Annotated in this window: 21 protein-coding genes and 1 tRNA gene; 13 read left to right on the top strand and 9 right to left on the bottom strand. The window is 70.7% G+C overall.

The features are described from left to right. The first annotated feature begins 16 nt into the window (after positions 1-16). From idi to DEJ20_RS02470, 6 genes are all read left to right on the top strand, one after another. Positions 17-559 (top strand): isopentenyl-diphosphate Delta-isomerase, encoded by a 543-nt coding sequence (gene idi / locus DEJ20_RS02495; RefSeq protein ID WP_111234791.1) that lies wholly within the window; start codon positions 17-19, stop codon positions 557-559. A gap of 246 nt (positions 560-805) precedes the next feature. Beyond that, complete coding sequence (locus tag DEJ20_RS02490; protein WP_111234790.1) at positions 806-1,855, top strand: magnesium and cobalt transport protein CorA; 1,050 nt, start codon at positions 806-808, stop codon at positions 1,853-1,855. A gap of 117 nt (positions 1,856-1,972) precedes the next feature. Then, positions 1,973-2,992: a LacI family DNA-binding transcriptional regulator gene (locus tag DEJ20_RS02485; protein ID WP_017886425.1), complete on the top strand. Its 1,020-nt coding sequence runs from the start codon at positions 1,973-1,975 to the stop codon at positions 2,990-2,992. Positions 2,993-3,635: 643 nt separating this feature from the next. Further along, the gene (mmsA, locus tag DEJ20_RS02480; protein ID WP_111224820.1) at positions 3,636-5,159 is read left to right on the top strand and encodes a multiple monosaccharide ABC transporter ATP-binding protein; all 1,524 of its coding nucleotides are present in this window, start codon (positions 3,636-3,638) and stop codon (positions 5,157-5,159) included. Continuing rightward, a complete protein-coding gene (mmsB, locus tag DEJ20_RS02475; protein ID WP_111234789.1) occupies positions 5,156-6,448 on the top strand; it encodes a multiple monosaccharide ABC transporter permease in 1,293 nt (430 codons plus the stop codon). Before mmsA ends, mmsB begins: the two co-directional genes overlap by 4 nt. Before the next feature lie 62 nt (positions 6,449-6,510). Next, positions 6,511-7,614 (top strand): substrate-binding domain-containing protein, encoded by a 1,104-nt coding sequence (locus DEJ20_RS02470; RefSeq protein ID WP_071404928.1) that lies wholly within the window; start codon positions 6,511-6,513, stop codon positions 7,612-7,614. A 177-nt stretch (positions 7,615-7,791) separates the two neighbouring features. On the opposite strand, the gene DEJ20_RS02465 is transcribed toward DEJ20_RS02470, so the two are convergent. The 3 genes from DEJ20_RS02465 to dcd are packed head-to-tail and all read right to left on the bottom strand — an operon-like array spanning position 7,792 to position 9,293. Continuing rightward, positions 7,792-8,139: a HepT-like ribonuclease domain-containing protein gene (locus DEJ20_RS02465; protein WP_111029680.1), complete on the bottom strand. Its 348-nt coding sequence runs from the start codon at positions 8,137-8,139 to the stop codon at positions 7,792-7,794. Continuing rightward, entirely contained in the window at positions 8,136-8,651 is a 516-nt protein-coding gene (locus DEJ20_RS02460; RefSeq protein WP_111234788.1) for a helix-turn-helix domain-containing protein, read from the bottom strand. The genes DEJ20_RS02465 and DEJ20_RS02460 overlap by 4 nt, the downstream gene beginning before the upstream one ends. 54 nt (positions 8,652-8,705) lie before the next feature. After that, complete coding sequence (gene dcd, locus DEJ20_RS02455) at positions 8,706-9,293, bottom strand: dCTP deaminase (protein WP_071404926.1); 588 nt, start codon at positions 9,291-9,293, stop codon at positions 8,706-8,708. Positions 9,294-9,376: 83 nt separating this feature from the next. Here dcd and DEJ20_RS02450 point away from each other — a divergent pair, with 83 nt between their 5' ends. Both DEJ20_RS02450 and DEJ20_RS02445 read left to right on the top strand, forming a co-directional pair. Continuing rightward, a complete protein-coding gene (locus tag DEJ20_RS02450) occupies positions 9,377-10,468 on the top strand; it encodes a GNAT family N-acetyltransferase (RefSeq protein ID WP_181431484.1) in 1,092 nt (363 codons plus the stop codon). A gap of 52 nt (positions 10,469-10,520) precedes the next feature. Continuing rightward, entirely contained in the window at positions 10,521-12,566 is a 2,046-nt protein-coding gene (locus DEJ20_RS02445) for a bifunctional copper resistance protein CopD/cytochrome c oxidase assembly protein (RefSeq protein ID WP_111234786.1), read from the top strand. Between the two features lie 36 nt (positions 12,567-12,602). On the opposite strand, the gene DEJ20_RS02440 is transcribed toward DEJ20_RS02445, so the two are convergent. Further along, on the bottom strand, positions 12,603-12,881 hold the full coding sequence (locus DEJ20_RS02440; RefSeq protein WP_146245377.1) for a hypothetical protein: 279 nt from the start codon (positions 12,879-12,881) through the stop codon (positions 12,603-12,605). A gap of 58 nt (positions 12,882-12,939) precedes the next feature. Beyond that, positions 12,940-14,061 carry a DUF6177 family protein gene (locus DEJ20_RS02435; protein WP_111234785.1) on the bottom strand — a complete coding sequence of 374 codons (1,122 nt, stop codon included), beginning with the start codon at positions 14,059-14,061 and terminating at the stop codon, positions 12,940-12,942. 195 nt (positions 14,062-14,256) lie between these two features. Here DEJ20_RS02435 and DEJ20_RS02430 point away from each other — a divergent pair. The 4 genes from DEJ20_RS02430 (at position 14,257) to DEJ20_RS02415 (ending at position 17,955) form a co-directional block, all read left to right on the top strand. Further along, a tRNA-Gly gene (locus tag DEJ20_RS02430) sits at positions 14,257-14,327 on the top strand. A gap of 22 nt (positions 14,328-14,349) precedes the next feature. Continuing rightward, on the top strand, positions 14,350-15,486 hold the full coding sequence (locus DEJ20_RS02425) for an FAD-dependent oxidoreductase (RefSeq protein WP_111234784.1): 1,137 nt from the start codon (positions 14,350-14,352) through the stop codon (positions 15,484-15,486). 175 nt (positions 15,487-15,661) lie between these two features. Next, complete coding sequence (locus DEJ20_RS02420) at positions 15,662-16,708, top strand: glycerate kinase (RefSeq protein ID WP_111234783.1); 1,047 nt, start codon at positions 15,662-15,664, stop codon at positions 16,706-16,708. Positions 16,709-16,908: 200 nt separating this feature from the next. Then, positions 16,909-17,955, top strand: a complete 1,047-nt coding sequence (locus DEJ20_RS02415; protein WP_111234782.1) for an NAD(P)-dependent alcohol dehydrogenase — start codon at positions 16,909-16,911, stop codon at positions 17,953-17,955. Between the two features lie 72 nt (positions 17,956-18,027). On the opposite strand, the gene DEJ20_RS02410 is transcribed toward DEJ20_RS02415, so the two are convergent. From DEJ20_RS02410 to DEJ20_RS02395, 4 genes are all read right to left on the bottom strand, one after another. Then, complete coding sequence (locus DEJ20_RS02410) at positions 18,028-19,449, bottom strand: hypothetical protein (RefSeq protein ID WP_111234781.1); 1,422 nt, start codon at positions 19,447-19,449, stop codon at positions 18,028-18,030. After that, positions 19,439-20,311: a TIGR03943 family putative permease subunit gene (locus DEJ20_RS02405; RefSeq protein ID WP_111234780.1), complete on the bottom strand. Its 873-nt coding sequence runs from the start codon at positions 20,309-20,311 to the stop codon at positions 19,439-19,441. Before DEJ20_RS02405 ends, DEJ20_RS02410 begins: the two co-directional genes overlap by 11 nt. Then, positions 20,298-21,311: a permease gene (locus DEJ20_RS02400; protein ID WP_071246228.1), complete on the bottom strand. Its 1,014-nt coding sequence runs from the start codon at positions 21,309-21,311 to the stop codon at positions 20,298-20,300. The genes DEJ20_RS02405 and DEJ20_RS02400 overlap by 14 nt, the downstream gene beginning before the upstream one ends. Before the next feature lie 74 nt (positions 21,312-21,385). Continuing rightward, complete coding sequence (locus tag DEJ20_RS02395) at positions 21,386-21,964, bottom strand: TetR/AcrR family transcriptional regulator (RefSeq protein WP_258377110.1); 579 nt, start codon at positions 21,962-21,964, stop codon at positions 21,386-21,388. A gap of 106 nt (positions 21,965-22,070) precedes the next feature. Between DEJ20_RS02395 and DEJ20_RS02390 the strand changes: the two genes are divergently transcribed. Beyond that, on the top strand, positions 22,071-22,385 hold the full coding sequence (locus DEJ20_RS02390) for a DMT family transporter (protein WP_111234778.1): 315 nt from the start codon (positions 22,071-22,073) through the stop codon (positions 22,383-22,385). Position 22,386 lies beyond the last annotated feature (1 nt).

Below are 22,386 nucleotides of genomic sequence, written 5' to 3'. Positions count from 1 at the left end.
TAACCTATCGACACAGATGAACGCTTTCCCTGAATCCGTGGTGCTCCTGGCCGACGACCGTACCCCGATCGGCACGGCGGACAAGTTCGCGGTGCACACAGCCCACACGCCCCTGCACCTGGCGTTCTCGTGCCACGTCCGGAACACCGACGGTGACGTCCTGGTGACCCGACGAGCACTGTCGAAGAAGACCTGGCCGGGGGTGTGGACGAACACCTTCTGCGGCCACCCCGGTCCGGACGAGTCCTTCGAGGACGCCATCGCCCGTCGAGCCTCTCGCGAACTCGGCATCACCGTGCGCGACGTCGAGGTCGTGCTGCCGGAGTTCCGGTACCGCGCGGTCGACGCCTCGGGCATCGTGGAGAACGAGGTCTGCCCCGTCTTCCGCGCCGTGACCGACGACACCCCGGCGCCCGCGGACGACGAGGTCGCCGAATGGGCATGGGTGTCCGAGGACTCTCTCAGGCAGGCCGTCGCTGGCGCGCCGTTCGCCTGGAGCCCGTGGCTCGGGTGGCAGCTCGCCGAGCTCGAGACCGCCGGGCTGCACGTCACGCGCTGACGCTCCTGCGCCTGCAGCGACGGGTTGTCGGACCCTCGCCGCAGGCGTACGCTCGACCGTCGGCAGCGCTCTGGGCGCCGCCACGACGAGACGAGAAGGGCAGGTGAGGCGCGATGTCGGGTGACCATCCTCGATCGGGCCGGCCGCCCGTGTCGGTCGTCGCGCCCGCTCGCTGACCCTGCCCCGTCCCGGATCGCCTCCGGGGCGCCATCGCGCCCGCCTGCTCCCCACCGAAGGAGCACGCACATGGCACTGATCGACAACGCGATCTACGTCCGGGGACGCCGCGTGGAGTCTCCGTCGACCCTGTCGCGACCGGCTCGTGGTGACCTGACGTGGATCGGGCTGCTCCGGCCCGACCCGCACGAGCTCGAGGCCGTCGCCACCGAGTTCGACCTGCACGAGAACGCCGTCGAGGACGCCCGCAAGGGACACCAGCGCGCCAAGCTCGAGCGCTACGGCGACACCCTGTTCCTGGTGCTCCGGCCCGCGTGGTTCGACCCGTCCGAGGGCACCGTCGAGTTCGGCGAGGTGCACCTGTTCGTCGGCGACCACTTCGTCGTGAGCGTCCGGCACGCCGCCCGACCCGACCTGGCGGTGCTGCGGGCACAGGTCGAGGCGGACCCGGAGTTCCTGGCGAAGGGGTCCGAGGCCGTGACCGCGGCTGTGCTCGACGAGGTCGTGGACGGCTACGGCCCCGTCGTCCAGGTGCTGCAGGAGCAGATCGACGCCATCGAGGACCAGCTGTTCGCCGGGCAGGTCGACCCCGGGGTCTCGAAGCGCATCTACCAGCTGCTCAGCGAGGTCCTGGCGTTCCAGCGGGCCACCACCCCGGTACCGGCGATGGTCACGGGGCTGCTCCGTGGTGCCGACAAGTACGGCGTGGACGACGACGTGCAGCACCGACTCCGCAACGTGCACGACCACGCGCTCCGTGTCACCGAGCGGGTCGACTCGTTCCGCGCCCTGCTCGAGAACGCCCTGACCCTGCACGCCACCCTGGTGTCGCAGGAGCAGAACGAGGCGATGCGCCGGATGACCAGCGCGAGCCTGGCCCAGGGCGAGGAGAGCCGGCAACTCGCCCGGGCAGCACACCGCCAGGGCGAGGAGGTCAAGAAGATCTCCTCTTGGGCGGCGATCCTCTTCGCGCCCGGCCTGATCGCCGGTGTCTACGGGATGAACTTCGACCACATGCCCGAGCTGCACTGGCACTTCGGGTACCCGGTCGCGATCCTCGGCATGCTCCTGCTGATGGGCGTGCTCTGGGCGATCTTCCGCAAGCGCAACTGGCTCTGAGCGGACGGCGGATCGGCGCACAGGTGGCGTCGATCCGCCGGACGTGCATAATGATCTGGCCCGGAATGTGAACGTGCACATCGATGTGCCACGACGCCCGGGCGGAAACGAGCAGCAATGGCGTCATCGCGGACACAGCAACCGCGTTCGCCCAGCATCCGTGACGTCGCACGGATCGCGGGCGTCTCGCACCAGACCGTCTCGCGGGTGCTGAACAACTCGGACGCGATCCGGGCCGAGACACGCGACAAGGTCCTGGCGGCCATGGAGCAGCTGCAGTACCGGCCGAACCGGGCCGCACGAGCCCTGGTCACGAGCCGGACCCACACGATCGGCGTCCTGACGGCCCGCCGCGCCCACTACGGTCCCGCCGTGGCACTGCAGGCGATCGAGGACGCCGCGATGCTCCGGGGCTACTCGGTCACGACGGCGAACATCGCCGAGGCGACCGACGCCGCCGTGCGCGAAGGACTCGGGCACCTGCTCGACCTCGACGTCGAGGGCATCGTCGTCATCGCGCCCCAGCAGCGGGTCTTCGACCTGATCGCGGAGCTCGGCATCCGCACCCCCTACGTCACCATGCGCGCCAGCGTCGGCGAGGACCCGACGGCCCTGTGGGTGGACCAGATGGAGGGCGCACGACTGGCGACCGCGCACCTGCTCGACCTGGGGCACGAGTACGTGCGGCACATCGCCGGGCCACAGGACTGGATCGAGGCCGACGCCCGCATGCAGGGCTTCCTGCGCGAGATGTCCGACCGCGACATGGCCGTCGCCCCGCCGATCCTGGGCGACTGGACCGCCGACTTCGGCTACCACGCCGGCCGCGAGCTGCTGCGGTGGCGGGACTGCACCGCGATCTTCTGCTCGAACGACCAGATGGCGCTCGGGGTGATGCACGCAGCGCGCTCGTACGGACTCGACGTCCCGGGTGACCTGTCCGTGGTCGGCTACGACGACATCCCCGAGGCGAAGCACTTCTGGCCACCGCTCACCACGGTGCAGGTCGACTTCGCCGAGCTCGGGCGGCGCTGCGTGGACTTGCTGCTGCCGAGTGAGGGCGAACTGCTCCGCCCGATCGACATCGTCCCGCAGCTGGTCGTGCGCGCCTCCACCAGCGCGCCCCGCACGCGCTGACGCACCGCGGGGCTCCGGCGTCCCCGGAGTACCTGCCACGAACGGGCATCCCTGCCACGAACTTCCGCCCAGGTACGCCCGGAAGCACCAGGTACGCCCGGAACCACCCGGCACCCCCCGCAGTACCTGCCACGAACGGGCATACCTGCCACGAACTTCCGACCAGGGACGCCCGGAAGCGCCAGGCATACCCGCTCCGACAAGGCGAGCGCGGCTCCGGACGCGGCCGCGAAGCGGACGGGAGGCCCGTGGCGGGCCCGCCACGGGCCTCCCGTCCGCGCATGCGGATTCGCGCAACGGAACGCCCGTTCCCGGGGCCCCTGGCCCCAACCCGGGGGACGTTCCCTCCGGATCACGCACGCCGTTACGAAAACGCGACCAATCCGAATTGACAGCCGCACCGAGGCTGTGCGTAAATTGCCTCCGTCCAGCCGATGTGACCGTTCACATGAGCGTCACACCGAGCCGGATCCGGACGCGACAACGAAGTCCACACAGGCCCCCTGTGCTTTCGCTGCCGCAGCAGAACCACCCGAACACACTGCCGCACCGAAGCGGCAGAAGGAGATGCACTGTGGCGTCAACCCCGATCGACACCGGCCTCGAGACCCGGTCGATCACCGCACCCGAGACGATCCTCGAGATGCGCTCGATCACCAAGGAGTTCCCTGGTGTGAAGGCGCTGGCCGACGTCTCCCTCAGCGTCCGCGCCGGCGAGATCCACGCGATCTGCGGCGAGAACGGCGCCGGCAAGTCGACCCTGATGAAGGTCCTGTCCGGCGTCTACCCGTACGGCACCTACAGCGGCGAGATCGTCTACGAGGGCGAAGAAGTCCGCTTCTCGAACATCAAGCAGTCCGAGCAGGCCGGCATCGTCATCATCCACCAGGAGCTGGCGCTCATCCCGGAGCTCTCGATCACCGAGAACCTGTTCCTCGGCAACGAGCCGGGGCGCTTCGGGCGCATCGACTGGACCGCCGCGCAGCTGCGTGCGCAGGACCTGCTCGCCCGCGTCGGCCTGGCCGACGACCCGGACACGCAGATCAAGAACCTCGGTGTCGGCAAGCAGCAGCTCGTCGAGATCGCGAAGGCCCTGCACAAGGACGTCAAGCTCCTGATCCTCGACGAGCCGACCGCCGCGCTCAACGAGAACGACTCGCAGCACCTGCTCGACCTGATCGTCGGGCTGAAGGCCAAGGGCATCGCGAGCATCATCATCAGCCACAAGCTCAACGAGATCGAGCAGATCGCCGACGAGATCACGATCATCCGCGACGGCAAGGCCATCGAGACGCTCAACGTCAAGGCGGACGGCGTCAACGAGGACCGCATCATCCGCGGCATGGTGGGCCGCTCGCTCGAGTCGCGTTTCCCCGACCGCACCCCGAAGATCGGCGAGACCTTCTTCGAGGTCCGCAACTGGACCGTGCAGCACCCGCTCGACTCGTCGCGTCTGGTCTGCAAGGCCTCGAACTTCCACGTCCGCCGCGGTGAGATCGTCGGCTTCGCCGGCCTGATGGGCGCCGGACGCACCGAGCTCGCGATGAGCCTGTTCGGTCGCTCGTACGGCACCTGGCTCGACGGCCAGATCATCAAGGACGGCCGCGAGATCAAGGTCACGAACGTCCAGCAGGCGATCGAGAACGGCCTCGGCTACGTCTCCGAGGACCGCAAGGCGCTCGGCCTGAACCTGCTCGACACCGTGAAGCGCTCGACGGTCGCCGCCGACCTGCGGAAGATCTCGAAGCTCGGTGTCGTCGACTCGCTCGAGGAGTACTCGGTCGCCGAGAAGTACCGCAAGATGCTCCGCACGAAGGTGCCGAGCGTCGAGGACAACGTCGGCAAGCTGTCCGGTGGCAACCAGCAGAAGGTCGTCCTGTCCAAGTGGATGTTCACCGACCCGGACATCCTGATCCTCGACGAGCCCACCCGTGGCATCGACGTGGGCGCCAAGTTCGAGATCTACGGGATCATCCAGCAGCTCGCCGCCGAGGGGAAGGGCATCATCCTCATCTCGTCCGAGCTCCCCGAACTCCTCGGTCTCTCCGACCGGATCTACACCATCTTCGAGGGCCAGATCACCGCTGACCTCCCGGCCGACCAGGCCGATCCCGAATCGCTCATGCGCAGCATGACCTCCGCGCGGAAGGGCGCCACCGCCTCATGAACAACCTGAAACTGCTCTTCGGCAAGGGCAACAGCATCGGCCAGTACGGCATGATCATCGCGCTCATCGTGCTGCTGATCTTCTTCTCGATCACGACGAACGGGCTCATCCTCGAGCCGACCAACGTCATCAACCTGTTCCTGCAGTACTCCTACATCCTGATCCTGGCGCTCGGCATGGTCATGGTCATCATCGCGGGGCACATCGACCTGTCGGTGGGGTCGGTCGCAGCGGTCGTCGGCATCGTCGTGGCGCAGTCCATGGCCGTGTGGGACTTCCCGGTGTGGGCCGCCATCATCCTGGGTCTCGCGTGCGGTGCCCTGATCGGTGCGTGGCAGGGCTTCTGGGTCGCGTTCGTGAAGGTCCCGGCCTTCATCGTGACACTGGCCGGTCAGCTCATCTTCCGTGGTGTGAACCAGATCATCGGCAACTCGACGTCGGTCCCCGTCCCGGACGCCTTCACCCCGATCGGCGCCGGCTTCCTCGGTGACTTCGGCCCCGACTTCGGCTTCAGCAACGGCACGCTGCTCATCGGCCTCGTCACGATCCTCGCGCTCATCATCATCGAGGCCCGTGGCCGTGCCCGCCGTCGGAAGATGCAGGCCGAGGTCCCGCCGCTGTGGGTCTCGATCGTCCGCACCGGCATCCTGGTCGCCGTCACGCTCGTCGCCACGTACCTGTTCGGCGCCGGTCCGGTCGGCACCTCGGTCCCGATCGTCGCGATCATCCTCGGCATCCTGACCATCGTCTACGGCTTCGTCACGAAGAACACGATCTTCGGTCGCCAGGTCTACGCCGTCGGTGGCAACGCCAACGCAGCCGTCCTGTCCGGCGTCTCGGCGCGGCGGGTCAACTTCTTCGTCATGATGAACATGTCGATCCTCGCCGCGATCGCCGGCATGGTGTTCGTCGCCTACTCCGGCGCCTCGGGCCCCGCGGACGGCACCGGCTGGGAGCTCGACGCGATCGCCGCCGTGTTCGTCGGTGGCGCGGCGGTCGCCGGTGGTGTCGGCACGATCTCCGGCTCGATCATCGGTGGTCTCGTGATGGCGCTGCTGTCGAACGGTCTGCAGCTCATGGGCCTCGAGTCCAACCAGGTGCAGATCATCCGCGGCCTGGTCCTGCTCGTCGCCGTCGCCTTCGACGTCTACTCGAAGTCGCAGGGACGCCCGTCGCTGATCGGCGGCATGATGCGGCAGTTCCAGCGGAAGGACACCGAGCAGAACACGGTGGCCGCCCAGCAGCCGCGGTCCATCGAGGACCAGCCGGACAAGATCACCCTCCCCTAGTCCACCCCTCCCCACAGCGGGGCTCCGGCCCCACACCTCCTCAACGAAGAGAAAGCAATCACATGCGCAAGAAGATCGTCGCCGGCCTCAGCCTGGCGCTCATCGCGGGCCTCGCCCTCAGCGGCTGCTCGGCACGCGGCTCGTCCGACGACGCCGGCAGCACCAGCAGCATCAAGAAGGGCGACCTCATCGGCGTCGCCCTGCCGGCCAAGACCTCGCAGAACTGGGTCCTCGCGGGTGCCGCGTTCAAGAAGTCGATCGAGGACGCCGGCTTCAAGGCCGACATCCAGTACGCCAACGCCGGTAACCCGGTCCCCGACCAGCAGTCGCAGATCTCGGGCATGATCACCAAGGGCGCCAAGGCCGTCATCATCGGTGCCGCCGACGGTTCGCAGCTGACCGCGCAGGTCAAGTCCGCCAAGGACCGTGGCGCCGTCGTCATCGCCTGGGACCGCAACATCCTGAACACGAAGAACGTCGACTACTACGTGGCGTTCAACAACTTCAAGGTCGGCCAGCTCCAGGCCGAGGCGCTGCTCAAGGGCCTCGAGGAGAAGAAGGGCGACAAGCCGTACAACGTCGAGCTCTTCGCCGGTTCGCCGGACGACGCCAACGCGACCGTGTTCTTCAACGGCGCGATGGACGTCCTGCAGCCGAAGATCGACGACGGCACGATCAAGGTCGTCTCCGGTCAGACCACGTTCCAGAAGGTCGTCACGCAGGGCTGGCTCGCGCAGAAGGCCCAGTCGCGCATGACCGACCTGCTCTCGCAGTACTACACGGGTGACACCGAGCTCGACGGCGTCCTGTCGCCGAACGACACCCTCGCCCGTGCGATCCTCACCGCGACCAAGGCCGCCGGCAAGGACAACCCCGTCGTGACGGGCCAGGACTCGGAGACCGCGTCCATCCCGCTCATCATGAAGGGCACGCAGTACTCGACGATCTTCAAGGACACGTCGAAGGAGGCCCAGGCGGCCGTCGACCTCGTCTCCACGCTGTCGAAGGGCGACAAGCCCGACACGAAGATGGACAAGACGAACAACTACAACGGCAAGAAGACGGTCCCCGCGATCGAGCTCACGCCGGTCCTGGTCACCAAGGACAACGCCGTCGAGGCCTACAAGGGCAACGACACCCTCGAGGAGCTCGCCAAGAAGGGCTGATCTCCCCAGCACCACGGACGGCCCCGTCTCGCCTCGGCGAGACGGGGCCGTCCTGCGTTGTCCGGAGGCCGGCCACACGGCGGACGGGAGGCTCGGTGCACGTCGTGATCCGTGCCTCCAGTCCGCCGTGTGGTCCGCCCAGGGCACGTGGCCGCGCCCGGTCCGTGCCCGCGTCCGTCAGGGGTGGGCAGCGCGCAACCGGCGCGCGGCGTCGGCGAGGTGCGGGACGTCGGTGCGGGCGGTGCCGAACACCAGCGCTCGCGTCGTGTCGAAGTACCGCCGGGTCAGCCGCTCGCCCAGGTCGGACACGCGCGACCACGGGATGCCGGGCTCGCTCGCGGTGACCCCGGCGGGGAGCACCCGGACCGCCTCACCGATCTCGACCAGGCGCATCCGGACCGCGTCGTGCACCAGGTCCTCGGGCACCCGCTCGTCGTCGATGTAGCGCCGGATCGCCTCGCACGCCCGGATGACGTCGTCGAGGCGGTCGGCGACGGCACGGCGGATACCGGGCTGGGCACTCACAGCGGCACCGCGGTCCGGACGACCCCGGGGCGCATGCCCGCGGCGTCGACCACGTCGACCCGGACTCCGAGCAACCGTTCGGCGGCGTCCTGGATGCGCATCAGCGCGAAGATCCCGAGCCCCGCGTCGACGTCGACCATCAGGTCGACGTCACTGTCCGGGCCGTCCTCACCCCGGGCAACGCTGCCGAAGATCCGGGGGTTCCGCCCGCCGAACCCTTGCACGATCTCGATGAGGTCCTGCCGGGCCGCGACCACGCGCTCGAGGAGCGGCGGGGGTTCCTCGACCGGCTGCAGGTCGATCGTCGTCGTGAAGCCCGCCGCGCGGAGCATCCGCTGCAGGGCCGCGAGGGACGGTTCGCGTCGACCGTTCTCGTACGTGCTGATGACGCTCTGCGTGACGCCGGCGCGCTGGGCGAGCTGGACCTGGGTCAGTTCGGCGCGTTCACGGGCGTCGCGGATGAGCACCGCGGCCGACAGTGGCGGGGCGGACCGTGGGGGAACAGCGGACATGCTGCAACGATACACAGCATCCAACATTTCGTCCGCCGCCGGAGCGGCACACGCTCAGCGGGGGTCGGAGACGTCCGCCCGGTGGAAGTTCTGTGCCGAGCGCGACGCGGTCGGGCCGCGCTGCCCCTGGTAACGGGACTGGTACTCGGCGGAACCGTACGGCTTCTCGGCCGGGCTCGACAGCTGGAAGAAGCACAGCTGTCCGATCTTCATCCCCGGCCAGAGCTTGATGGGCAGGGTCGCGACGTTCGACAGCTCGAGCGTCACGTGCCCGGAGAACCCGGGGTCGATGAAGCCCGCGGTCGAGTGGGTCAGGAGGCCGAGGCGACCGAGCGAGCTCTTGCCCTCGAGCCGAGCCGCGATGTCGTCGGGCAGCGTCACGACCTCGAACGTGGAGCCGAGGACGAACTCGCCCGGGTGCAGCACGAACGCCTCGTCCGGGTCGGTCTCGACCAGGCGGGTCAGGTCGGGCTGGTCCACCGCGGGGTCGATGTGCGGGTACTTGTGGTTGTCGAACAGCCGGAAGAACTTGTCGAGCCGGACGTCGATGCTCGACGGCTGCACGAGCGAGGCGTCGTACGGGTCGAGGCCGATCCGGCCTGCAGCGAGCTGGGCGGTGATGTCGCGGTCGGAGAGCAGCACGGACGAAGCCTAGCGGCAGCGGGCGTCGCGCCGGTATGCTGCCAGGCTGCCCACCACCCGGGCGGGCGGCGTTCGGAGCAGTGATGACCACGTACACCGTCGACGAGATCACGGTGCCCGCCACCATGGACGACGACCCGGCGACCGTCGCGACCTTCGCCGAGTGGCTCGCGGTGTCCGACGGGGCCGAAGCCGCCGTGCACGGGCTGCACGAGTTGGCCTGGACGCCGGAGGAGTACCTGCCGCTGTGCCGCGAGCCGGGTGCACCGAGCCGGCTCGTCGTCGCCCGTGACGATCGCGGCACCGTGGTCGGTTCAGGCTCGTACGACACGAAGCAGGAACCCGGCACCACGAACTGCTGGCTGTCGGTCGGCGTCGTCCCCGAGCACCAGCGCCGCGGCGTCGGGACGCTGCTCGCCGACCACCTGGAGTCGATGGCCCGCTCCGACGGCCGCACGCAGTGGAAGACGTACGCGGTCTCGCGGCAGGTCGGGCCCGCGTCCGGGCCCGGGTACGTGCAGGCCCCGACGGGGTTCGGCGCCGTCCCGGAGGACGAGGCGGGGGTGCGGTTCCTGACCGCCCGCGGCTGGCACTTCGGCCAGGTGAACCGGATCAGCCGGCTCCCGCTGCCCGCCGACGCGTCCGTGGTGCGCGGACTGCACGAGCGGGCATCTGCTGCCGCCGGTCCGGAGTACCGCGTGCACGCCTGGACCGGTCGCACGCCGGAGCAGTGGCTCGACGGCATCGCCCTGCTCGAGACCCGGATGAGCACCGACGCGCCCGCCGGGGACATGGAGGAGCCCGAGGACGTCTGGACCGCCGAACGCCTCCGGGAACACGAGGACGAGCTCGCCCGGGCGCCGCGCACCCTGCTCACCGTGGCCGTCGAGCACCTGCCGACTACCACCCTGGCCGGTTTCACGCAGCTGTCCGTGCCGGACGACCCCGCACGGCCGGCACAGCAGTGGGACACCCTGGTGCTCCGCGAGCACCGCGGCCACCGGCTCGGCTGGCTGCTCAAGGTCGTCGGGATCCAGGAGCTCGAGCGGCGGTTCCCCGGGCGCCCCTCGGTCATCACGTTCAACGCGGAGGAGAACCGCCACATGCTCGACGTGAACGAGGCCGTCGGGTTCATCGGCGTCGGCTGCGAGGGCATCTGGGAACGGCGGGTCTGAGCGCGCATCCGAGGGGCCGGTTGCCAGCCGGCACGCCTACCATTGGACGGTCATGACCGTCACGTCACCCGAAACCCAGCCCACGGGGTCAGCGCCGGACGCCGCCCCCACCACCGGGCGCTCGTCCACCGTCGCGACGGTCCTCGTCATCGCGATCCCGCTGGCCGTCGCGTGCTCGCTCCTCGGGCTGACGATCACCGGTGCCTTCAGCGCGAGTCAACAGCTGGTGTCCGCCGGCGAGGTCGTCGAGTACGGCCTGCCGATCGCCCGCGTCGTGCACGACACGATGGCGGCGCTGACCATCGGCCTCCTCATCGTCGCGGCGTTCGCGCTGCCCGCGCAGAAGAAGGACCACGGCGCCCTGTCCAGCGTGCAGCACCGTGCGACCCGGTGGGCCGCAGCGACCGGCGCCGTCTGGTTCCTCGCCGCCGCGGTGAGCATCGTCCTGACCGGCGCGAACACCCTCGGTGTCCCGCTCACCAGCCCGGTGTTCGCCCGCAACTTCATGCTCTTCGCGTTCCAGGTCGAGATCGGCCAGGCGCTCGTGGTGTCGGCTGCCGCGATCCTCGTCGCCACGGTGGTCGCCGCCTTCGCCACCCGGGTGACGACCCTGGCGTTCGCCACCGTGATCGGCCTGTTCGCCCTGCTCCCCCTGGCCCTGTCCGGGCACGCCGCCGGGTCGCTCGAGCACGCGAACGCGGTGAACTCGCTCGCGATCCACCTGGTCGGGGTGTGCGTGTGGGCCGGTGGCCTGGTCGCCGTGGTCCTGCTCCGCACCCGCACCAAGGGCGCGACCGGACGCGTGATCGCCCGGTACTCGACGCTCGCCGGGTGGTCGTTCGGGGCCGTGGCGTTCTCCGGCATCGTCAACGCGTCGCTCCGTCTGACCGGCCCGCTCGACCTCGTCACGACGACGTACGGCTGGCTCATCACCGTCAAGGCGCTCATCCTCGTGCTGCTCGGCGTCGCGGGGATCGTGCAGCGCCGGAAGCTCGTGCCCGGGCTCCTCCGCGCGCCGCTCGACCGCCGCCTGTTCACTCGGTTCGCCCTGGCCGAGATCGTGTTCATGGCCGTGGCCATCGGTGTCTCGGTCGCCGTGTCCCGTTCGCAGCCGCCGATCCCGCAGACCCCGGCGACGGGCGAGGACACCCGCTCGGGCCTGATCGGGTTCCCGTTCCCGCCGGCACAGACCACGCAGACGTACCTGACCCAGTGGCACATCGACTGGGTGTGGCTCGGCCTGGCCGTCGTCGGGGCCGTCTGGTACCTGCTGGCGGTGCGCAAGCTCCGGAAGCGCGGCGACGCCTGGCCCGTCGGTCGCACCATCGCCTGGCTCATCGGCTGCGCCCTGTTCATCTGGACCACGTCGGCCGGCCCTGCCGTGTACGGCATGATCCACTTCTCGTCGCACATGCTCCAGCACATGCTGCTGATGATGTTCGTCCCGCTGCCGCTCGTGCTCGGTGGCCCGGTGCTGCTCGCGCTCCGCACCCTGCCGGTCCGGAACGACGGCTCACGCGGCGCCCGCGAGTGGCTCATGCTCTTCGTGCACTCCCGCTGGATGCAGTTCCTCGGCAAGCCCGCCGTCGCCGGGATCATCTTCGCCGGGTCCCTCGTGGTGTTCTACTTCACCCCGGCGTACCAGGCCGCGATGCAGTCGCACGAGTGGCACGTCGCGATGATCATCCACTTCGTCCTGAGCGGCTACCTGTTCTTCTGGGTCTTCGTCGGTGTCGACCCGGGCCCGCAGCGCCCGCCGTACCCGATGCTCATCATCACCCTGCTGGCCACCCTGGCGTTCCACGCGTTCTTCGGCGTCGCGGTCATGACGTCGCAGTCGGTGTTCGCGGTCGACTGGTTCCACGCGCTGGGCCAGACGAACGACGCCGCACTGCTCGACGACCAGCACACCGGCGGCGGCATCGCCTGGGGTGCTTCGGAGCTGCCGATGGTGTTCGTGGCCCTGCTCGTCGTCCGGAACTGGATGCGCTCGGACAAGCGCGACGCGAAGCGCCTGGACCGCAAGGCCGACCGCGACGGTGACGCCGACCTCAAGGCCTACAACGAGCGCCTGGCCGCGATGAGCAAGCGGGACTGATCCGCGGTACCGGCCACACGGCTGGAACGACCCCGGTCAGTCCCCGTGGACGATGCAGACCGCGTCGAGGTCCATCGCGGCCTCGAGCGCGGCCGAGATCCCCGATTCTCCGTCGGGGCCGGCGGGCGTCACGGTGTCGACCCACCACAGCGGCGTCGCCAGGGTCGGGGCGTCCGGCAGGATCCGTTCGACCTCGTCGAAGGAGTCCACTCGGCGCACGCCGAGCACGGTGATCACCGGGTGCGTCGCGTCACGGCAGACCTGCATCATCGGGCCGTCATCGAGCGCCCGGACGCCCCAGGTCTCGTCGTGCAACAGGAGCGCCTCCGCCACCTCGCGCGTCTCCACCGGCTGGCGGCAGAGGATGGTGACGTCACGCGGCACCCTGACCGCCCACCATCCGGTCGTCGCGGACGTGGCCGTCGAGCGTGCCCTCGTCGTGCGCGGGGTCGAGCGGTGCGCCACCGACCAGCTGCAGGAAGCGGTCCTCGTCGATGCGGTCGAGGAACGACTCGAGCGCTTCCCAGCCGTCCTCGAAGCGGACGATCATGCCGCCATCGTCAGCGGCGTCGGCGTCGGCGTCGGCATCCGGGCGGGCGGCCGAGCCGGAGCCGGCTGCGAAGGTCGCGGTCGTGGTGCGCGGCGGCGGCCAGACGCCGTCGCGGTCCAGGAAGCCGGCGGCCTCGGGTCCCACGACGACGGCGAGCGGCGACGGTTCGCCGTGCGAGACGGCCCGGACCAGGTGGTCCGCGTCGCCGCGGCGCTGCATGACGACGCCGAACACGGGGACGACCTGGTCGGCGACCCGCTGCACGGCGTCGAACATCCGGTTCGCCAGCCCCGGGTCGGTGTTCTCCTCGGGCACGGTGAGCACGGCGGACATCGTCTCGACGACGACCCCGCCGACCAGGTGTGCGGTCATCGTCGCGGAGAACCCCTCGCCGACGGCGTACGAGGTCGAGATGCCGGGCGCCTCGTGCTTGGCGTACTGCGTGACGACCCAGCGGTCCCACGGCACGGTGAGCGGTTCGGCGGTGCCCCACCGGGTCGGGCAGGTGCCGACGGTGTGGCACAACGCCTCGATCGCGGAGCCCATGTCGACCGCACGGCCGGGGTGGTGCCGGAGGGTCAGGTCGATGCTGATCTGTCGCACCGAGTCGGCCGAGACCGGGTGCTCGGGCGACGGGGTGCCCACGAGTTCGGGGCCGCGGTGCACGAAGTCCTCGATGTCCGATGCGGCGACACCGGTCCGGCCGTCACGCAGTGTGCCGTCGAAGTCGGACACCGCCCACGCGGCGCCGTGCGCGCCGAGCGCGTGCCGGAGCGCCGGGGTGATCGCCGCGGCCCGGCCGGTGCGGAGCACGACCGTCCGTCCGGCGTCCGCCGACCGGCGGAGCAGCGAGGCGAGCGCATCGGTCAGCCACACGACGGGCGAGGCGGACTCGACCACGATCGCCGAGCCGACCACGTCGTCGATGAGGGGATGCCTGACCATCCGGGTCCTCCTCGGTTCGGGGCTGGAACTCCCTGGACGGTACACACAGGGGCGACACCTGTCCGTCAGGCTCGCACCCTCACAGCGGAGACTCGGGAGGCGCGACACGCGCCCGGCAGACCGCGTACGGTGCGCGGTCGGCTGGCTTCCAGGCGAGAATCCGCTAGGCTTGCCGAGTCCCGTTCTGCGGGGCGCGCGAGTGTAGTTCAATGGTAGAACTCCAGCTTCCCAAGCTGGTAGCGCGGGTTCGATTCCCGTCACTCGCTCCGTCGGACGTACGCTCGCCGCATGTCCTCCTCCTCCGGTTCCCCCGAACACATCGCACCCGTGGTCGTCATCGGTGCCGGGGTCGTCGGCGCTGCGACCGCCTACGCGCTCACCGCTCGTGGCGAGCGCGTCCTGCTCGTGGAACAGCACGCCCGCGGCCACCACCTCGGTTCCTCGCACGGTGCGACCCGGATCTTCCGGCAGGGCTACGCCGACCCGGAGTACGTCGCGCTGACCACCCGGGCGCTCGAACTGTGGGGAGCGCTCGAGGCCGCCGCCGGCGAAGAGCTCATCGTCCGCACGGGTGCCGTCGACCACGGTCGGCCCCAGGTCGTCGACGCGATCGCCGCCGCCCTCGCCGACGCGGACATCCCGCACGAGTCCCTCACGCCGGAGCAGGCGGCAGCACGTTGGCCCGGCATCGCGTTCGAGGGGCACGTGCTGACCCACCCGTCGGCCGGTCGTATCCGCTCCGACCGGACGATCGAGGTGTTCCTCACGCTGGCCGAAGAGACCGGTCTCGCGGACCTGCGCTTCGACACCGGGGTCACCGCGCTCGAGGACCACGGCGACGACGTCACCGTGACGCTGTCCGACGGCAGCGCGGTCCGTACCGCGTCCGTGGTGGCCGCGGTGGGCTCGTGGGCCCCCACGCTGGTCGGCGAGCTGCTCGCCGGACGCGGGTCGGGCCTCCCGGCCATCCGCGTCACCCAGGAGCAGCCGGCCCACTTCCCCAGCCACCTGCCGGACGCGGCCTGGCCGAGCTTCGTGCACTGGGCCGACGGCGACGACGTGTACGGGCTGCTGACGCCGGGTGAGGGCGTGAAGGTCGGGTTCCACGGCACCGGGCCCGTCGTCGACCCGGACCAGCGGGACTTCGTGCCCGTTCCGGCCGAGGCCGAGCGACTGCAGGCGTACGTCGCGCGGTACGTGCCGGGGGTCGACGCGACGAAGCCGACGTTCATCAGCTGCCTGTACGACAACTCCCCCGACGAGGACTTCGTGATCGACCGGGTCGGGCCGCTCACGGTGGCGACGGGGTTCTCCGGGCACGGCTTCAAGTTCGCGCCGCTGCTCGGCGCGATGCTCGCGGACCTCGCCACGGGCGGCGTGCCGCACCCGCGCTTCGCCCTGCCGGAGCCGGTGCCCGCGCCCTGACGCCAGCGCGCGGTCGTTCGCGAGACGCCGGCGTGTTCGTTCGACGCCGCCATGTCGTCGAGACGCCGCCGAATCCGGAGGCGTCTCACGGACGACGCGGCGTCCTGCGCACACACCGGCGTCTCACACCCGCGCACACGCCGGCGTCTGGCGACCGGCCACTACGGTGGGAGCCGTGCGCATCATCGTGGCTCCGGACTCGTTCAAGGGCACCGCGACGGCGGCGTCGATCGCTGCGGCGGTCCGTGCCGGCTGGCTGACCGAACGCCCCGACGACGACGTGGTGCTCGTCCCGATGGCCGACGGCGGCGAGGGCACGCTCGACGCCTTCGAGTCCGCGGTCCCCGGAGCCATCCGGGTCCCCGTCACCGTGACCGGGCCGGCCGGCACGCCGGTCGACACCCACTGGCTGCGGCTGCCCGACGGCCGCGCGGTGGTGGAGCTCGCGGCGACGAGCGGCCTCCCCCTGCTCAACGCACCGATGCCGGACACGGCGACGAGCCGCGGGTTCGGCGAGGCGATCGCCGCCGCGCTCGACGCCGGTGCGACGGGACTCGTGCTCGGCATCGGGGGTAGCGCGTCCACCGACGGCGGGCGTCCGGTGCTCGAGGCGCTCGGACTCGACAGCGAAGGAGCCGGCACCGGCGGCCTCCGCGCGCTCCCCCCGCTCGGTGTCACCGTGCTCACCGACGTGACCTCTCCGCTGCTCGGTCCGACCGGTGCCGCCGCCGTCTTCGGCCCGCAGAAGGGCATCACGCCCGACCGGGTGGCGTCCTTCGACGACCGACTCGCCACCTGGGCCGCACGCTTCCCCGACGTCGACCCGGGCACCCCGGGCGCCGGAGCCGCTGGCGGTGTCGGGTTCGGCCTGCTGGTGTGGGGCGCCACGCTCGCCGGTGGGGCCGCGGCCGTCGCCGAGGTCCTCGGGCTGCCGGCGCTGCTCGACGGCGCCGACGTCGTGATCAGCGGCGAAGGGTGCTTCGACGGGCAGAGCGCCGTCGGCAAGGTGCCCTCGGTGGTCCGCGACCTGACCGCGGCGCATGCTCCCGGAGCCCGCTCGATGCTCGTCGCCGGCGCGATCGAGGCCCCGCTCGACGACTACGCGGCCGCGGCGTCGCTCACCGTGCTCGCGACGCAGACCACCGGCGAGCCCGACGACGCCCTCGCCGACCCGCTGCGCTTCGCCACGATCGCGGGGCAGCGGTTGGCCCGGCTCGCCTGAGCGAACAGAACGCCGCGAGCACCGCGGCGGCGCAGTGCCGCGCCGACGCGCCGAGCAGTGCCGCGCCGGGCAGCCGCCGCGACGCGCCCATCCGCGGGCACAGGGGTGTCCTGGTTGTACCTCCCACCCGGCCGCGGCCGCGCGCACACTGGTTCCGGGCCGGAACCGGCCCGCAACGCACCACCCCCACGAGGAGATCATTGCGCACCGTCAACGCGTACGCGGCACCGTCAGCGACCGAGCCGCTCGTCAAGACCACCATCACCCGTCGGGACGTCGGCCCGGACGACGTCGAGATCGACATCGCCTACGCCGGCATCTGCCACTCGGACATCCACACCGTCCGCGGTGAGTGGGGCCCCATCCAGTACCCGCAGGTCGTCGGCCACGAGATCGTCGGGCACGTCTCCGCCGTCGGCGAGAACGTCACCAAGCACAAGGTCGGCGACCGCGTCGGCGTCGGCTGCATGGTGAACTCGTGCGGCGAGTGCGAGAACTGCGTCGCCGGCCAGGAGCAGTACTGCCTCAAGGGCAACATCCAGACCTACGCGGGCGTCGACCCGGCCGACGGCTCGATCACCCAGGGCGGCTACTCGCAGGCCGTCGTGGTGAACGAGGACTTCGTCCTCCGTGTCCCCGAGTCGCTCGACATCGAGAAGGTCGCGCCGCTGCTCTGCGCCGGCATCACCACCTACTCGCCGCTGCACCACTGGAACGCCGGCCCCGGCACCAAGGTCGCCGTCGTCGGCATGGGCGGGCTCGGCCACATGGCCGTCAAGATCGCCGTCGCGCTCGGCGCCGAGGTCACCGTCCTGTCGCAGACCACCTCCAAGCAAGAGGACTCGCTCCGCTACGGCGCGAAGGCCCACTACGCGACGAAGGACCCGGAAACGTTCGAGAAGCTCGCGAACTCCTTCGAGCTCATCATCAACACCGTCTCGGCGAAGATCCCGATGGGCGCCTACCTCGGCCTGCTCAAGGTCGACGGCACGCTCGTCAACGTGGGTGCTCCGTCCGAGCCGCTCGAGGTGCCGGCCTTCGCGCTCATCCCGCGTCGGCTCAGCTGGGCGGGTTCCGCCATCGGCGGCATCCAGGAGACCCAGGAGATGCTCGACTTCTGCGCCGAGCACGGGATCCTCCCGGAGACCGAGCTCATCAGCGCCGACCAGATCAACGAGGCCTACGAGCGCGTGCTGTCCTCGGACGTCCGCTACCGCTTCGTGATCGACACGGCCACGCTGGCGTAGTCGTCACCACCTGACAGACGGAAGGCCCGTTGCCGGCTGGCAACGGGCCTCCTGTCTGTCATCTCGGTTCCGTCAGCCGACCTCGTCACCGGACGGCAGCGCGCCGCACCAGTCGACGGAGCCCGCGTCGATGCTCGCCTCGAGCGCACCAGAGGCAGCGTCGACGATGCTCACGAGCTCGCCGGTCGCCGACTTCGTCGCGACCGCGACGAACTGACTGTTCGGGGACGGGCAGACCGCGGTGACGCTCGCGTCGTCCGGGATCGTCACGGGCAGCCGGGAGGCCCGTCCCCCGTCCACGCGCACGATCCGTGCCGCGATGGTGCCGTCCGACCGCACGTCCCCCAGCACCCGCAGGTACGTGTCGTCGGACAGCTGGGCGATGCGGCCGAGGACGGCCGCATCGGTGCTCGCGGCGGGCGCCTGCAGCGCCGACTTCGACCCGTCGGTCAGGTCCAGCCGCTCGATCCCGGTGCCCGTCTCGACGACGGCGGTGGTCCCGGTGCCGACGAAGCCGTGCAGGTAGGTGGCGCTGCCGAGCCGGACCGGGTCGGCGCGCCCGCTCATGTCGACGAGCACCAGGTCGTCGCTGCCCGTCCGGACCAGCGCGCTCTCGGTGCGCGGCACGTAGGCCCACTGCCCGACCGTCATCGGCACGGCCCCCGTCTTCGGCGTGCCGTTCGCCGCGATCGCCGTGGGCATGTGCGTGCCCGTCATGTCGACCACGTACAGGCCGGTGTTCCGGGACTGCCCGGTCGAGGTGTCGGCGTACTCGAACCCGAACGAGGCACCGTCATCGGCGACGTGGAGCGCCGTGACGCGGCCCTCGGAGGTCGGCAGGGTGAGGTGTTCGACGGGGGCATCGGCGTCCTGCACGCCGCCGCTCAGCGCCACGATGTCGACGGACGAGCTGGCGTCCGTGCCGCTCACGACCACCAGGGAACGGCCGAGCCGGGCGTACTCGGAGATCGCGGTGCCCTCGTAGACCGTGGTGGCGCCGCCCGCATCGAGGGAGCGTCGGACGATGCGGTCCTTCGCCCCGGCCTGCCCGGGCACGAGTGCGAGCACGTCGGTGCTGCCGGTGCGGATCGCCGCGGTCAGGTCGGACGTGGCGCGCTGCCCGGGTGCCCGGACGTCCGCGACCGTCACGGTGTACTCGCGGTCGTAGGCCAGGGGTCCGGCGAACTCGACCGCGATCGTGTTGCCGCTCGAGGTCACGGTGTGCGCCGCAGCCGGGCTGACCCGGACGTCGGCGGCGGCGACCTTCTGCAGCGCCTGGTTCGCGGTCAGGATCACCCGCTGGGCCGGACGGGTGACGAGGCCGGTCGCGTCGTAGGACACGTCGCGGAGCCGCGGGCCCTGCTGCGAGCCGACGACCGCGGCGAGCGCGGCGACCACGGCGAGGACCACCACGACGGCGACGTACCGGCGGTGGAAGCGGTGTGCGACGGGGCGGCGCTCGCGGCGCTGGACACCGCGGCGCTCAGAACTCATACGGGTCCTCGGGCTGGGCGATGTCGGTGATCTTCGCGGCCTTGACCACGATGCGGGCGTCGGCGGACTGGTCCGGGTTGGCGGCCAGGGCTCCGCGGACGGTGACCCACTGCCCCTCGTCGGGAACGGTCCCGGCGCCGTCGCCGTCGCCGGTCACGACACCGAGGCCGACCGGTTGCGCGTCCACGGCACAGCAGCTGATCACGAAGCGGGTGAGGGTGAAGGACCCGTCGTCGCCGGGCACCACGAAGCCGGTCAGTTCGACCTGCTTGCCGACCAGGGCCGTGGTGTCCGTGGTCTGCCGGATCAACGCCGCCCAGTCCTTGACGCCGTACTCCGAGGTGTCGACGCCCTCGCTGCCGAGCAGCTGCACCGCGGACTCCGAGCCGGTGGCGTTGGACAGGGTCGCGGAGTCCACGCTCCGCTGCTGGGCGGTGCGGGCGGAGAGGGTCGTCGGTGGCAGGACGAGCATCGCGACGGTGACGCCGATCGTGACGACGGCGGCGGCGCCGCCGAGGGCGAGGCGGACGGCGCGACCGCGGCCTCGGCCGGGGCCCGGCTCGTGGGCGCCGGCGTCGTGCTCGTCGGCGGCGGTGGCGTGCCCGTGCGCGCCGGCGTCGTCGGGCTCGTCCGCTTCGTCGCCGTGTGTATGGCCGTACCCGCGGGCGGTGGCCACCAGTCCGGCGATCGCCGCAGGCACCCCGACGGCGGCGAGCACGACCGTGAACACCGAGTAGCGCGGGTTGATGTACAGGTCGAGGTGCCCGACCAGCGCGAGCCACAGCGTGCAGAGGGCCGCGGCCAGCACCGACCCGAGGCCCAGGTACGCGGCCGCGTTGCTGCGTGCATCAGACGAGGACATTCATCACCAACCCGACGGCTCCGGCGAACAGGACGCACACGACGGACAGCAGCACCAGGAAGCGGACCCGGAACGTCGTGCGCAGCAGGGCGATCATCTTGACGTCGATGATCGGCCCGATGATCAGGAAGGCCGTGATCGACCCGGGCAGGAACGTCGACGCGAAGGACAGCGCGAAGAAGGCGTCGACGTTCGAGCAGAGCGACACCGTCATCGCCAGCAGCATCATCGCCGCGACGGACAGCACCGGGTTCGAGCCGACGGCCACCAGGGTCGAGCGGGGCACCGCGACCTGGATCGCCGCGGCGAGGCCGGCACCGACGAATAGCGCCGGCATCATCGTCGCCGTCTCGCCGCCGAACTGCGCGGCGCTCTGCCGCCAGCGGTGCAGGCCACGGGGCGCTCCGACGGCCGCACGGCACCGGGCCTCGAAGGCGGGGAGCAGCAGGTCGGCCGGACGGCGGTGCGCGGCGACGATCCAGCCGACGAGGTTCGCGATGACGAACCCGCCGACGATGCGCACCGGCAGGATCCACCCGGACCAACCGAACGCCTGCGCGGTGCTGATGATGACGAGCGGGTTGAGGATCGGGGCCGCGACGAGGAACGTGACGGCCTCGGCCGGCGTGAACCCGCGCATCATCAGGCCGCGGGCGAGCGGGACGTTGCCGCACTCGCACACCGGGAACAGCATGCCGATCAGGGAGATCACGGCCCGACGGCCGAAGGCGTTCTGCGGCAGGACCTTCTCGAGCGCGCCGACCGGCACCCAGACCTCGACGACGATCGACAGCACGATGCCGAGCACCACGAACGGCAGGGACTCGACGACGACGCTGATCGCCAGTGTGAGGAAGTCCTGCACGACGTCCGGCAGCCCGGTCGACCCGATGCTCGGGGAGAACAGCCGGATGCCCAGCAGGACGACGACGGCGAGCAGCACCAGGCCGGGGCCGGTGAGGCTCCGGGTGCGCTGCGGCGGCCGCGTGGTCGTCGTCACCGGGACAGGATAGGTGACGCCTCCTGCCCGGGGCTGCGCACCCGCTCTCGTACGGTGCGAGGGGGGCCGCGCGCTCAGCCCGCGGTGACGCCGTCCAGGTGTCGGTCGAGCACATCGATCGCCCAGTCGCCGGACTCCCCCGGAGCCAGTCGGACGACCTGCATCGCGAGTCCGTCCAGGAGCGCGTGGAGCCGGCAGGCCTCGTACTCCCGGTCGTCCGCCGGCACGCCGAGCAAGCGCAGGATCTCCTCGCACCACGTCCGCATCGCCGCGACGGTGCGGTCGAGCGTCCGCCGGAGCGCGACGTCGGTGAGCGCGGCGTTGCCGAGCGCCAGGTAGACCTCGAGCTCGATGACCCGCTCCTCGTCGAGGGGCAGCAGCTCGAGCACGATCCGGCGTGCGCGTCGGGTGGGCGTGAGGTCGTCGGGGATTGCGTCGATGCGCTCGCGGATCCGGTCGAACACGAGCGTGATGGTGTGCTCGCGGACGCTCGCCTGGGTCGGGAACGTGTAGCGGACCGTGCTCGGCGGCAGTCCGGCCTCGGCGGCGACGTTCCGCACGCTGAGCGCCCCGAGGCCGTCGCGGGCGAGGACCCGGCACGCCGCCTCGGACACGGTGCGGCGCCGTTCGTCGACGTCCATGCTCCTGGCCACGACGCCATACTCGCACAGTCGTACGAACTCGTGCTACCGTCAAGGTCGTTGTCGCACAGTCGTACGACAACGAGAACGAACGACTCCCGCAGGAAAGGACATCGTCATGGCATGGGCAATCCTCGTGCTCAGCGGCGTGCTCGAGGCCGTCTGGGCCACCGCCCTCAGCGCCTCGAACGGCTTCAAGAAGGTCGTCCCCACGATCGTGTTCGTCGCCGGGATGGCGCTGAGCATGGTGGGGCTGGCGTTCGCGATGAAGAGCATCCCGGTCGGAACCGCCTACGCAGTCTGGGTCGGCATCGGGGCGTCCCTGACCGTGGTCGTCGCGATCCTCCGCCAGCAGGAGGCCGCGTCCTTCGCCCGCCTCGCCCTGGTGTTCGGCCTGGTGGCGTGCGTCATTGGCCTCAAGGTGGTGAGCTGAC

Origin of the sequence: Curtobacterium sp. MCSS17_005, from assembly GCF_003234225.2 — a bacterium.
In the GTDB taxonomy this organism is placed as follows: Bacteria; Actinomycetota; Actinomycetes; order Actinomycetales; family Microbacteriaceae; genus Curtobacterium; species Curtobacterium flaccumfaciens.
The sequence above is the reverse complement of the archived record's forward strand: the minus strand, read 5'-3'. Positions and strand labels throughout refer to the sequence as shown.